Origin of the sequence: Agrobacterium vitis, from assembly GCF_013337045.2 — a bacterium.
GTDB classification, from domain to species: Bacteria; Pseudomonadota; Alphaproteobacteria; order Rhizobiales; family Rhizobiaceae; genus Allorhizobium; species Allorhizobium vitis_B.
Map to the genome: position 1 here is coordinate 892,764 of NZ_CP118260.1, position 12,856 is coordinate 905,619.

General features: G+C 59.6%; 13 protein-coding genes. 12 read left to right on the forward strand and 1 reads right to left on the reverse strand.

The features are described 5' to 3' along the window. The first annotated feature begins 10 nt into the window (after positions 1-10). From G6L01_RS21800 to G6L01_RS21815, 4 genes are read left to right on the forward strand one after another with little or no spacing between them, the layout of a single operon-like run. Positions 11-253, forward strand: coding sequence for an acetyl-CoA carboxylase (locus tag G6L01_RS21800; protein ID WP_070164478.1), 243 nt, complete (start codon positions 11-13; stop codon positions 251-253). Beyond that, positions 250-1,641, forward strand: a complete 1,392-nt coding sequence (locus G6L01_RS21805; RefSeq protein WP_070164479.1) for an acetyl-CoA carboxylase biotin carboxylase subunit — start codon at positions 250-252, stop codon at positions 1,639-1,641. The genes G6L01_RS21800 and G6L01_RS21805 overlap by 4 nt, the downstream gene beginning before the upstream one ends. After that, positions 1,641-2,516 (forward strand): 5-oxoprolinase subunit B family protein, encoded by an 876-nt coding sequence (locus G6L01_RS21810; protein WP_070164480.1) that lies wholly within the window; start codon positions 1,641-1,643, stop codon positions 2,514-2,516. Before G6L01_RS21805 ends, G6L01_RS21810 begins: the two co-directional genes overlap by 1 nt. After that, entirely contained in the window at positions 2,506-3,483 is a 978-nt protein-coding gene (locus G6L01_RS21815; protein WP_070164481.1) for a 5-oxoprolinase subunit C family protein, read from the forward strand. Before G6L01_RS21810 ends, G6L01_RS21815 begins: the two co-directional genes overlap by 11 nt. Positions 3,484-3,515: 32 nt before the next feature. Here G6L01_RS21815 and G6L01_RS21820 read toward each other — a convergent pair whose 3' ends face one another. Next, the gene (locus G6L01_RS21820; RefSeq protein ID WP_070164482.1) at positions 3,516-4,514 is read right to left on the reverse strand and encodes a GntR family transcriptional regulator; all 999 of its coding nucleotides are present in this window, start codon (positions 4,512-4,514) and stop codon (positions 3,516-3,518) included. A 530-nt stretch (positions 4,515-5,044) separates the two neighbouring features. Between G6L01_RS21820 and G6L01_RS21825 the strand changes: the two genes are divergently transcribed. The 8 genes from G6L01_RS21825 (at position 5,045) to G6L01_RS21860 (ending at position 12,790) form a co-directional block, all read left to right on the forward strand. Continuing rightward, positions 5,045-6,118 (forward strand): ABC transporter ATP-binding protein, encoded by a 1,074-nt coding sequence (locus G6L01_RS21825; protein ID WP_070164483.1) that lies wholly within the window; start codon positions 5,045-5,047, stop codon positions 6,116-6,118. Then, positions 6,111-7,010 (forward strand): ABC transporter permease, encoded by a 900-nt coding sequence (locus G6L01_RS21830; protein WP_071205783.1) that lies wholly within the window; start codon positions 6,111-6,113, stop codon positions 7,008-7,010. Before G6L01_RS21825 ends, G6L01_RS21830 begins: the two co-directional genes overlap by 8 nt. A gap of 1 nt (position 7,011) precedes the next feature. Continuing rightward, positions 7,012-7,857 (forward strand): ABC transporter permease, encoded by an 846-nt coding sequence (locus tag G6L01_RS21835; RefSeq protein WP_060717125.1) that lies wholly within the window; start codon positions 7,012-7,014, stop codon positions 7,855-7,857. Beyond that, the gene (locus tag G6L01_RS21840; protein ID WP_070164485.1) at positions 7,854-8,603 is read left to right on the forward strand and encodes an SDR family NAD(P)-dependent oxidoreductase; all 750 of its coding nucleotides are present in this window, start codon (positions 7,854-7,856) and stop codon (positions 8,601-8,603) included. Before G6L01_RS21835 ends, G6L01_RS21840 begins: the two co-directional genes overlap by 4 nt. A 19-nt stretch (positions 8,604-8,622) precedes the next feature. Next, complete coding sequence (locus tag G6L01_RS21845; protein WP_070164486.1) at positions 8,623-9,390, forward strand: SDR family NAD(P)-dependent oxidoreductase; 768 nt, start codon at positions 8,623-8,625, stop codon at positions 9,388-9,390. A 66-nt stretch (positions 9,391-9,456) separates the two neighbouring features. Next, the gene (locus G6L01_RS21850) at positions 9,457-10,689 is read left to right on the forward strand and encodes an ABC transporter substrate-binding protein (RefSeq protein WP_070164487.1); all 1,233 of its coding nucleotides are present in this window, start codon (positions 9,457-9,459) and stop codon (positions 10,687-10,689) included. 62 nt (positions 10,690-10,751) lie between these two features. After that, on the forward strand, positions 10,752-11,861 hold the full coding sequence (locus G6L01_RS21855; RefSeq protein WP_070164488.1) for an ABC transporter ATP-binding protein: 1,110 nt from the start codon (positions 10,752-10,754) through the stop codon (positions 11,859-11,861). Positions 11,862-11,908: 47 nt separating this feature from the next. Beyond that, positions 11,909-12,790, forward strand: coding sequence for a polysaccharide deacetylase family protein (locus G6L01_RS21860; RefSeq protein ID WP_070150143.1), 882 nt, complete (start codon positions 11,909-11,911; stop codon positions 12,788-12,790). Positions 12,791-12,856: the final 66 nt, after the last annotated feature.

Genomic DNA, 12,856 nt, shown 5'->3' on the forward strand with positions numbered 1-12,856 from the left:
GGAGACAGCCATGAGCACCCACGAGATCAGATCGCCCCTGCCTGGCACATTCTACCGCAAGCCGTCTCCCGATGCCCCGAGCTTCAAAAATGATGGAGACGCGGTGATGCAAGGCGATGTTATCGGCCTGATTGAGGTGATGAAGACCTTTCATGAAGTGCATGCGGACGCTTCCGGCGCCGGTCTCGTCTTCGTCGCAGAAGACAATGAGCCGATCATGGCCGGTCAGGTGATCGCGCAGGTGCAGGCATGAGCATCTCGTCGCTGCTGGTGGCCAACAGGGGCGAGATTGCCGTTCGGATCATCCAGGCGGCCAAGGCGCTCGGCATTCGCACCGTGCAGGTTCATTCCGCCGCCGACCGGGATATGCTGGCGGTGAAACTGGCCGATCAGGCGGTGGAGATTGGCCCGCCATCCGCCGCCAAATCCTATCTGAATATCGAGGCCGTGCTGAAAGCGGCGCTGGAAACCGGCGTTGATGCTGTGCATCCGGGCTATGGCTTCCTCTCCGAAAACGCTGCTTTCGCTAAGGCTGTCACCGATGCCGGGCTGATTTTTATTGGTCCGAGCCATGAAGCCATTAGCCTGTTGGGCGACAAGGTCGAGGCCCGCAAGGTGGCGATGCAGGCAGGCGTGCCGACCGTGCCGGGATCGAATGGCCGGGTGGATGACCTGGATGCAGGCCGCGCCGTCGTCGAGACAATCGGCTTTCCTGTGATGATCAAGGCGGCTGCCGGTGGCGGTGGCCGGGGCATTCGCATCGCCGAGAGCATGGAGGATTTCGAGCGGCATTTTCCGCAGGCGTCCTCCGAAGCGTTGGCTGCGTTTGGCGATGGCGGTCTTTACATCGAGAAGGTCATTACCCGCGCCCGCCATGTCGAAGTGCAGATCCTCGGCGATGGGGAAAATGCCATTCATTGCTTCGAGCGGGAATGCTCGCTGCAACGCCGCCGTCAGAAGGTCTGGGAAGAAGGCCCATCGGTACGCCTGCCTGATGACGTGCGAAAAGCCCTGTGCGACAGCGCCGTGGCGCTGGCGCGGTCGGTTCACTATCGCGGCGCAGGCACGGTTGAATACCTCTATGACGAGCAGAGCGGCGAATTTTATTTCATCGAGGTCAACACCCGCATCCAGGTCGAACATCCGGTGACGGAAATGATTACCGGCATCGATCTGGTACAGGAAATGATCCGCATTGCCGGTGGCGCGTCTTTGTCGCTGCGCCAGGAGGATGTGGTGCTCTCCGGCCATGCTATCGAATGCCGGATCAATGCCGAGGACCCGGCGCGTGGCTTTCTGCCCGGTCCCGGCACGGTCTCGACCCTGCTCATTCCCGAGGGCGACGGCATCCGCTTCGATACCATGCTCTATGAAGGCTATCAGGTGCCGCCGTTCTACGATTCCTTGCTTGGCAAGCTGATCGTCTGGGCTGAAACCCGCGAAGCCTGCCTGGAAAAGCTTGGCGCGGCGCTGGAGCATTTCGAGATCGGCGGTCTTGCCACCACCATTCCGCTGCACAAAAAGCTGGCGGTTGATCCCTGCGTGCGGAGCGCCGATGTCCATACCCGGTTTCTGGAGCCGTGGCTGGAAACGGCCTTTCCTGCTCCCTCCAAGGCACCCGCTTCAAAGGAGACTGTCTGATGGCAATGCGATATACATTCGGCGGTGATGAGCATCTGTTTGTGGAATGCAACGAGGCGATGTCGCTGGAGGCCTTCTTCACCTCACTGTCGATGACCAACGGCATTTCTCAAGCCCGGATCAAGGGTGTCACCGAAATCTGCCCGGCCAATGCTTCCTTCCAGGTCAAGTTCGATCCTGACATCATTCATCCCGATGATATTTTGAAGGAGATCCAGGCCATTGAGGTGGATGCGGCGAAAAGCGATCCGGTGATCGCCACGCGGATCGTCGAAATCCCGGTCTTCTACAACGATCCCTGGACCCATGAGACGCTGATGCGGTTTCGTGAACGGCATCAGGAGCCTGAGGGCACTGATCTCGATTATGCCGCCAAGATCAACAATTACTCTGGGGTCGAAGACTTCATTGCCGCCCATGCCGGTTCGCCCTGGTTTGTCTCCATGGTCGGCTTCGTCTCCGGTCTGCCCTTCATGTATCAGATGGTCGAGCGGCAGAGGCAGATCGAGGTGCCGAAATATCTGCGGCCCCGCACCGATACGCCGAGGCTGACGGTCGGCCACGGTGGCTGTTTCGGCTGTATCTATTCTGTGCGCGGTGCCGGCGGCTACCAGATGTTCGGCATTACGCCGATGCCGATCTACGATCCGACCCAGACCACCTCTTACCTGCGCGATTTCATGGTGTTCTTCAAGCCGGGGGATATCGTCAAGTTCAAGCCGGTGGATAGAGACGGTTACGATCAGGCGGTGGAAGAAGTGGACAAGGGCATATTCGTACCGCCAATCCGCGAGGTGCGCTTTGATCTCTCGGAATTCCAGAAAGACATCACCGGCTACAACGCCAGGCTGGAGGGCCTTCTCCATGGTCATTAAGGTTTTGCATCAAGGGCTTGCCACCACGGTTCAGGATCTGGGCCGTCCCGGTTATTTCCACCTCGGCATTCCCCTGGGCGGGGCTATGGATCGGCTGGCGCTGAAGGCCGCCAACCTGCTCGTCGGCAATGACGAAGGGGCGGCAGGGCTGGAAGCGGTGTTCATCGGGCCGAAGCTGGAATTTGCCGCCGACACCATGGTCGCCGTCACCGGAGCCGAGATGCCGATCCGGCTTGACGGCGAGGAACAGCCCGGCTGGACCGCCTTCAAGGTGCGGGCAGGTCAGGTGCTGAGTTTCGATTTCCTGAAAGCGGGGGCGCGGATCTATATCGCCGTCGCCGGTGGTATCGATGTGCCGTTGGCGCTCGGCTCACGCTCCACCTACGCCATCGGCGCGCTTGGTGGTTTCAAGGGTCGCGCAATTGCGGCTGGAGATCAATTGCCGGTCGGGCAGGCGAAGCCTGTACCGGAAGGCCGGACCATTCCGCAGGCGCTGCGCCGCCGTCCAGGTGCGCCTGCCGAACTGCGCGTGTTGCCCGGTCTCTACTGGGATCGGTTGACGGAAGAGGCGAAGGGCAATTTCTTCGCGGACGAGTGGAAGGTAGCGCCGGAAGCTGACCGGATGGGCTACCGGTTTCGCGGCGGGCGCAAGCTTGATTTCGTACCCCGCACCCCGCCGTTTGGGGCAGGCTCCGATCCATCCAATATTGTCGATAGCTGCTATCCCTATGGCTCGATCCAGGTGCCGGGTGGCACTGAGCCGATTGTCTTGCACCGCGACGCCGTTTCTGGCGGCGGCTATTTCATGGTCGGCACGGTGATATCAGCCGATATGGACCTGATCGGTCAATTGCAACCGCATACGCCGACCCGGTTCGTCAAGGTCGATATGGAGCAGGCATTGGCGGCGCGGCGGGAGCGGCAGGCGATGATCCGCGACATCAGTGCCCATCTTGCCAAGGTTTAGGAGCGCAGATCATGGCAGGGTCGGCACCACACTCATTCCTGAACGCGGGTCAGATAGGCCGCCGTGGCGCCGGGATCGGGAATGATCGCGACGATCTTCATTTGGGCGATGGTCCGGTTCAGGGCTGCGTCCAGATGGGTGCCATGCATGGCCGCCGCTGCCGTGGTCGCCCCACGGGCCAGCAACTCGACGATCAGCCTAAATTCGGTAATCGTCGTCAGGTCGCCGGGCAGGCCGAGACGGGCCAGCAGGCTGGTCGCCGCTGTCACCGGCAGAAGATTGTTGCGGATCAATTCCCGCAGCTTCTCATTGGGCGTGGCGAGAATGCAGATCTCGATGAAGCCTTGCTGCATCTCCATGACATCTCTGAGGCCATCCCCGGTATGATCTCTCTCCAGCTGCCGAAGCCGTTCCAGCAGGAAAAGCAGCGCCTCACTGTCGATATGGGGGGCAGCGGTCGTCAATGCCTGCGGCTCCAGCATGGCGCGCAACCCGAAATGATCCTTGATGGTCTGTGCGGTCAACGGACCGGCGATCCAGTGGGAGCTTTGGTTTTTGCGCACCAGTCCCCGTTCGCTCAGCCGCGCCAGCACATCGCGCACCACCGTGCGGCTGACATTGAAATGGCTGGCAAGTTCGGTCTCGATGATCCGGTAGCGGCCAAACACCACGCATCCGGCCACATCCCGCTCGACGGTGTCGTAGATCCGCTCCCAGGAGGCACGGTTCTGCAAGGCGTCGTCGGCATGTTTGGCGACAGTCAGTCCGATGCTGCGGATATCGGTTCTAAGCGGCTCGATGCCAAACCCTGTTGGGCCGACGAGATAGCCGCGCCCTTGAAACCGATGCACCAGCCCGTCCGCCTCCAGCGCCTGCAAGGCGCGCTGTACCGGCGCACGGGACGTTTGCAGGATCTCGGCAATATGGCCTTCCAGCAGCACAAGCCCTTGAGGCAACAGGCCTTCGGCGATGTTGGAACGCAGCACCGCCTCGGCAATTTCATAGCGTCGTTGGCCGGTTTGTGTCGTCATGGCGCAGACTGTTCCCGTTGGTCTGTCTTCTCTGTAAGGCGAAAACCGCTTTCGAGACTAGAGGCATAAAAAGCAATATCCGCATGCAGCATCTAATTTTTGGATATCGTGTGCAATAGTCATTTTTAGATCGTATTCGGATTGGCCCAAAGCGTGGGCATTCTGAAGGCGATTACAGGCATTCAATCTAAAAATCCTCGGGAAAATCGGCAGGAATTGCCGATTTTGATTGGTCCCTTTGTGCTTGTCTGTCGGAGTGCGCCATGTATGGCGTTGGCGGGAACTTGATGGGCTACCCTAAAAATCAACTGAATTTAAAAATCATAAAAAAGTATATTGAATACAAAAATCATCCGTGCAATGCTTCGACTGTATCGTGCCAACAGAAGCGCGGACAAGCGGAACGAATAGAAAAATGCCCGATTGCCGATTCCTGTGATGCGCCTTTGCTAAGGGTGCAAGCGCTCTTCCTGTGTTTGCGGGGAGGGTGTTCGGGTCCGGCTGGATGGGCGCAACTGGCGAGAACCGACGTGACATCCGTGCTCGAGCTTCACAATCTGGTCAAGACTTATGGGGATACGCGCGCCCTTGATGGGTTGAGCCTTTCGCTGCCCGACGATCATTACATTTCACTGCTCGGCCCGAGCGGATCGGGAAAGACTACCCTGCTCCGGGTGATCGCCGGGTTTGAGCGTTGCGAAGGTGGTTCTATCCGCTTTGCCGGACAGTCCATGCAGGACGTGGCGCCGCATCGCCGTGGCATCGGCTTCGTCTTTCAGAATTTCGCGCTGTTTCCGCATCTGAGTGTGCGAGAAAACATCGCCTTCGGTCTTGCCAATCGTGAGGTGGCACCCGTGACTAATGCTGGCGAAGTGGCAGACAGGGTGCGTGACATCATCGCGCTTGTTGGCTTGCAGGGCTTGGAAACCCGCGCTGTCACCCAGATTTCCGGTGGCCAGAAACAGCGTGTCGCCTTGGCCCGCACCCTGGTCACCGAGCCGAAAATGGTGCTGCTGGACGAGCCGCTTGGCGCGCTGGACGCCAATCTGCGTGCCCGGATGCGCAACGAGTTGCGTGATATCCGCGAGCGCTGCGGCGTCACATTCCTGCATGTTACCGGCAGCGAGAGCGAGGCGCTCGCCATGGGCGACATGGTTCTGGTGCTGGATCGTGGGCGGATTGCCCAGACCGGCAGTTCGGACACGATCTATAACCGTCCGGTTTCCGCCGATGTGGCGCGCTTCCTGAATTGCTACAATCTGTTTTCCGGTTCTGTTGACGGCAACAGTTTCGTGGCCCCGGCAGGCCGCCTGCCGCTCGGCGGTTTCAGGCAATCCGCTTCTAGCCCCGCCTATGCCATTCGGCATGACCGCATTTCCATCCGTCCTGTTATCGCCGAGCGCGGCAGTGATGAAGTGGCAATCGAAGCCAGCTTTCTGGCTGAGGAATATACCGGCTCGGCGGTCTATTCGTTTTTCTCGGCGGATGATGGCTCTGTCTTCGAAGTGGAAACCCATTTGAGCAAGGACGCCCGCCCGATCCTCGAACCGCAGACCCGCTACGCGCTGGTCTGGAACAAGGAGCACGCCCTTGTCTATGCATAATCAAGCCCTTAGCGACACCGTCGTCGCAACAGCGGAACCTGCCGCCAAGCCGTCGCGCATCTCCTTCTGGCTGGTGCTGCCGGGCGTTGTCTGGATGCTGTTGTTCCTGGTGCTGCCGATGTTGATGATGGTCTATGTGTCCTTCTGGACGCAGACCACCTTCACCATCAAGCCGGTGTTGACGCTGCAAAGCTGGATCACCTTCTTTTCCAGCGATACCTATCTGGGCGCGCTCTGGACCACGGTCCGGATCTGGCTGCTGGTATTGGTTGCGACCTTGGCTGTTGGTTATCCGGCGGCGCTGTTTGTCGGGTTGTTCGTCAAAAACAAGACGCTGCAAACCGTGCTTCTGGTGCTGTGCGTCATTCCATTCTGGACCTCCTTCCTGATCCGCGTCCTCGCCTGGCGGCCAATGCTTGGCAAGGAAGGGGCGATCAACATGATCCTGATGAAGCTTGGCATCGTCAGCCATCCCATCGAAGTCCTGCTATTTTCAGAATTGTCCGTCATCATCGGCATGACGCAGATCTATTGCGTGTTCATGGTCGGCCCCATCGCCTTCATGCTGGGGCGGATCGAGCCGGCCATCATCGAGGCGGCGCAGGATCTCGGGGCCGGTTTCTGGCGGATTTTCCGCACCATCATCCTGCCGATGTCGATGCCGGGCGTGGTGGTGGGGGCGATTTTTGTCTCGGTCATGGTTCTCGGCGAATTCGCCACCTCGGCGGCGCTGTCGGGGCGCAAGGTCAATCTGCTCGGCAATATCATTGTTACCCAAGTCGGGTCGCTGAAATGGGCCTTTGCGGCGGTGGCGGGCGTTATCCTCACCCTGCTGATGGGGCTCGTCGTTGCGGCGCTGCTGCGGGTCGTTGATCTCAGGAAGGAGTTGTAGGATGAATTCCGGTGCGGTCAAACTGGGGCTTGGTGTCTATACCACGCTGTTTCTGGTGTTTCTCTATGGGCCTTTGGTGGTTCTCGCCATCCTGTCCTTCCAGACGGGACCGGAAGGCGGCCCGCAATTTCCGATTATCGAATGGTCGGTTTATTGGTACAAGCATCTGTTCGGCCTGACGCCGCCGTCGCGCATTGCGCCACTGCCGATCAACGATGCCTTGGTACGGTCCATGGGCTTGGCAGTGATGACAATGATCGTCTCCACCGTGCTGGGGGTGATTTCGGCCCAGGCCTTTCGCAGCCGGTTCAAAGGCTCCGGCCTGGTCTTCTACCTGATCGTGCTGGGGATGATGGTGCCGGGCGTGCTGGTGGGGCTTGGCATGGCGCTGGTTGCCAATACACTTGGCATTGACCGCCACTGGTGGGGTACGGCCTTTGTGCTGCATGTGGTCTATACCTTCCCCTTCGCCTTTCTGGTGATGCTGGCCATCTTCAATCGCTTCGACCCAAGCGTCGAAGAGGCGGCCTGGTCGCTTGGCGTCAGCCCGATGCGGACCTTTCGCAAGATCACCTTTCCGCTGATCTTTCCGGGCGTGCTGTCGGCCATGCTGTTTGCGTTCACGCTGTCCTATGACGAGTTTTCCCGCACGCTGTTTGCCTCTGGCCGCGATCTTACTCTGCCGCTGGCGATCTACGGGACGTTTTCGGTGGAAGTGCATCCGAATGTCTTTGCCTTTGGCGTGCTGACCACACTGTTTTCCTTCGCGCTGCTTGGCACTTACGCCGTGCTGATGGGGCTTTCGGTGCGCCGCGCCCGGCGCATCGCCGTTCAGGAGGAGGCATGATGGAAAAGTCCGCTTTCCCTTCCGCCATCGTCACCGGAGCCGGTTCCGGCATTGGTCGCGCCATTGCACTCCGGCTGGCGCAGGATGGCTACGGCGTGTTGGTCAACGATCTCGCCATCGACCGTGCGAAAGCTGTCGCCGATGAGATTGTGGCGTCGGGCGGCAAAGCCTCGGCCTATGCCGGGGATGTATCCCACGAGACGGAAGCGGCGGCCATTTGCGCTGCCGCCGTTGTCGCCCATGGACCGGTCGCACTGCTGGTCAACAATGCCGGGATCGCCCATCAATCGCTGTTTGAACATCTAGAGGTCCCCGATTTCGACCGGATGTTTGCGGTGCATGTGCGCGGCAATTTCCTGATGACCCGCGCCGTGTTGCCACCGATGCTGGAGCGGGGAGACGGTGTGATCGTCAATATCGCTTCCCAGCTTGGCCAGATCGGCGGCGTCGAACTGGTGCATTATTCCGGTGCCAAGGCGGCGATCATCGGCATGACCAAGGCCTTGGCCCGCGAAGTCTCCGCCCGTGGCGTGCGTGTCAATGCGGTCGCCCCCGGACCGATCAATACGCCGCTGGTCATGGGCCTTTCGGAAGACTGGCGGAATGCCAAGCGAGCCCAATTGCCGCTTGGCCGGTTCGGTGAACCAGAGGAAGTGGCCGCCGCGGTCTCCTTCCTTGCCTCGCCGGATGCGGCCCTGTTCGTCGGCCAGACACTGGGGCCGAATTCCGGCGATGTGATGCTTTGAACCGTGAAGGAAGAGACAGATGAGCAACCAAAACCAGCGGATCGTCATCATCACCGGAGCCGGGATTGGCATCGGCGCTGCCGCCGCCAAAGCCTTCGGCGCGCTTGGTGACCATGTCGTCGTTACAGATATTCTGGACGCGGAGGGTGAGGCGGTTGCGGAGGCCATTCGCGCCGCTGGCGGTTCGGCGGAGTTTCATCATTATGACGTGCGCTCGACACCGGCAGCCGATGCGCTGGTCGCCGATATCGAGGCGCGGCTTGGCCGGATCGATGTGGTGGTCGCCAATGCCGGCATTGCGCATCGCGTCCCGCTTCAAGACCTGACCGATGAAAAATGGGACCTGACCTTCGATATCGACCTCAAGGGCATTTTCCGGCTCGTGCGGGCGGCTACTCCTGGCATGCGCGCCCGCAAAAGCGGGGCGATTGTCGCGCTGTCATCGATCATGGGCATTGCCTATGGCTGGGATGAACATGTGCATTATTCCGCTGCCAAATCCGGGGTAGTCGGGCTGGTGCGCGGTCTGGCCGTCGAGCTTGCCCGTGATGGTGTGCGGGTCAACGGCATTGCGCCGGGCTATATCCGTACCGCGCAATTGCTGTCGGAGGAAAACTCGTTGGGTCCGGTGGGGGCCGAAAAAGCTGCCGAAATCATCCCCATGGGACGGCTCGGAACACCCGACGATATTGCCGATGTCATCACTTTCCTTGCCTCCAATGCCGCCCGCTACATGACCGGCCAGGTGCTGGTCGTCGATGGTGGCCTGCTCGTCGGGCGCTACTGACGGGAACATCAACAACAACAAAAACCGGCAAAGCCGGATCGGGAACTCAAAAACTGGAGAACTGCCATGTCATTACTGGAATTAAACCGCAGATCGCTTCTCAAACGCTCCACCGGCATGGTAGCGCTGGCCATGGGGGCAGGCACGCCCTTTCTGTCGTCGCGGGCTGCCTATGCCCAGGCCACCAGCCTTGCCAGCCAGCAATTGCGCACCATCGGCCTGTCGGTGACGGTGCAGGAACGCATTCTCAATGACTTCAAGAAAGCCTCCGGCGTCGGCGGCACATCCGGCACGGCGGCAACCTTCCCGGATGCGCAGACCAAGATCTTGTCCGGCTCGAAGGATTACGACTGCTGGGAAATCATCGCCGAGCGGTTGCCTGCCATCGTCATGACCAACAATGTCGAGCCGGTGCCGGCTTCCGGCTTGAAAAATTGGGCGAATATCCGCGACACCTTCACCAAGCCATCCGACAAATGGGACCGCAAGGCCCAAATCGTCGGGCAGATCTGGGCCGATGAAGGCCAGACAACGCTGAACATGGTGCCCGCCGTCTATAACTACGATTCCATCGGCTATAACCCGGATGTGGTCTCTGCCGAGGAAGCCAATAGCTGGGCGGCGATTTTCGACAAGAAGTGGAAGGGCAAGTCCGGCCTCAACACCGATCCGCTGATTGCCTTTGGTCAGGCGATTATGGCGATGAACACGCTTGGCCTGCTCAACGTCAAGAACCCCGGCAATCCGAGCGCCAAGGAAATCGACGAGGCGGCGGCCTTCCTGGTGTCGAAGAAGAAGGAAGGCCAGTTCCGGGCGCTGTGGGGCGACTTCGGCGAACTGGTCAATCTGATGGCCTCGGGCGAGATGGTGGTTTGCGATGCCTGGCAACCGGCCGTCATGGCGGTGAAGGCGCAGGGCAAGCCTTGCAAATATGCGGTGCCGAAGGAAGGCTACCGCGCCTGGGCCATTGGTCCGTCGATGATTGCAGGCACCACCAACAAGGAAGCCGTCATCGCCTATGCGGATTACTGGCTGTCAGGTGAGCCGGGCATCGCGGTGTCGGAGCAGGGATATTACTCGCCCTCCACCAATATCAAAAGCGTCATGGCACCGGAAAAATATGCCTTCTGGTATGAGGGCAAGCCTTGGACCGGCGCGCCGGAGCGCGGCATCAAGGAAGGCGACCTGCGCGATGGCGGCTCGCTGGAAGAGCGCGCCAAGAACGTCGCTTATTGGCATCAATGGCCGGATGAATACGACCATCTGGTGCAGAAGTGGGACGAGTTCCTGAATGCCTGATGTGACGCGGGAAGACCGGCTGGCTCCGGTCTTCCCTTTTGATACTGCACCGGAGAAAGCCGATGATTTACGACCTGGAACTGATCGATGTGGGCAAGGTCTATGACAATGGCACCACGGCTGTCAGCGCCTTCAGCCTGGCGGTGAAGAAAGGTGAGTTCATCGCTTTTCTCGGCCCATCCGGCTGCGGCAAGACCACGACGCTGAGGATGATTGCCGGGTTCGAGGGCATTTCCTCCGGCGATATGATGATCAAGGGCGTGCGGATGAACGACGTGCCGCCGCAGATGCGCCCGACCGCAACGATCTTTCAGAATTACGCGCTGTTTCCCCATATGAGCGTGCGCCGCAACGTCGCGTATGGTCTTGAGGTCAAAGGCATGGCCAAGGCCGAGCGAGACCGAAAGGTGGAGCGGATCATTGCAACGCTTGGGCTTGAAGACATAGCCGAACGCAAGCCGGAAAAGCTTTCCGGCGGCCAGCGCCAGCGGGTGGCCCTGGCGCGTGGACTGGTGATCGAGCCGGACATTCTGCTTCTGGATGAGCCGCTTGGCGCGCTTGACGCCAATCTGCGCAAGGCGATCCAGAACGAGCTGAAAATCCTGCAAAGGACGCTGGGCGTTACCTTCATCTTCGTCACCCATGCGCAATCGGAGGCGCTGGCGCTGTCCGACCGGGTGGTGGTGATGAACCAGGGCCGAGTTGAGCAGGTCAGCCCGCCGCATCAGCTCTATACAAGGCCCGCCACGCCGTTTGTGGCGCAATTCATTGGCCGAAACGCGATTTTCAAGGGGCATGCCCGTGCCGATGGCGCAGGAGACTTGCGGGTCGAGACCCCGGAAGGATTGCTCGCAGGCCTGGTCAATGGCCCGGTATCTGAAGGTGGCCTCGCCAATCTCGTCGTTCCCGCCGAGGCCATTCAGGTTCATCATGGAAACCGCGAGCAGCTTGATCGGGTGGCTGTGGCCCATGGTGGCAACGCGGTGCATGCCCGCATTCAACGCGCCGATGTCGTTGGTCACGTCTCGCATATCTCAGCGGTGCTGGCGGATGGTCGGTCGCTGTCTCTCGAAGCCCATGTCGAGAAATATCGCCCGGATGAGTTTCCGGTCGGCTCAGACGTGTTCCTGTCGTGGAAGCCTTCGGATGCCACCATTATCGCCGCACATTGACAATCCAGCACCTGATCAAAAAGTCTTTATCAAAAGGAGAAAACACCATGGCAAAGGAAATCTTTTGCAGCTTCGGCATCGATGTGGATGCGGTGGCCGGCTGGCTCGGCTCTTACGGCGGCGAGGACTCGCCCGACGATATTTCCCGTGGCCTGTTTGCCGGTGAAGTCGGTGCGCCGCGCCTGCTGAAACTGTTCGAGCGTTTCGGCATCAAGACCACATGGTTCATTCCCGGCCATTCCATCGAGACCTTCCCGGAACAGATGCAGGCTGTGGCCGATGCTGGTCATGAAATCGGCATTCATGGCTATACCCACGAAAACCCGATTGCCATGACCCGCGAGCAGGAAACCGAGGTGCTGGACAAGTGCATCGAGCTGGTCACCAAGCTGTCTGGCAAGCGTCCGACCGGCTATGTCGCGCCGTGGTGGGAATTTTCCAATGTCACCAATGAATTGCTGCTGGAGCGGGGCATCAAATACGATCACTCGCTGATGCATAATGATTTCACGCCCTATTATGTGCGGGTCGGCGATAGCTGGACCAAGATCGACTATTCCAAGAAGCCCTCCGACTGGATGGTGCCCTTGAAGCGTGGTCATGAGACCGACCTGATCGAAATTCCGGCCTCCTGGTATCTCGATGACCTGCCACCGATGATGTTCATCAAGAAATCGCCCAATAGCCATGGCTTCGTCAATCCGCATGATATCGAGCAGATCTGGCGCGATCAGTTCGATTGGGTCTATCGTGAAATGGATTATGCGGTTTTCCCGATCACCATTCACCCTGACGTTGCTGGACGCCCCCAGGTGCTGATGATGCTGGAGCGCTTGTTTGCCCATATGAGCAAGCATCCGGGGGTGAAATTCGTGACCATGAACGAGATCGCCGACGATTTCGCCAAGCGCTTTCCGCGCAAAAAGTAACAGGGCAAGACGTAAAAATACGGGAAGGGGCGGCGCTATGCCGTCCCTTGGCTGTGAAAGGAGATC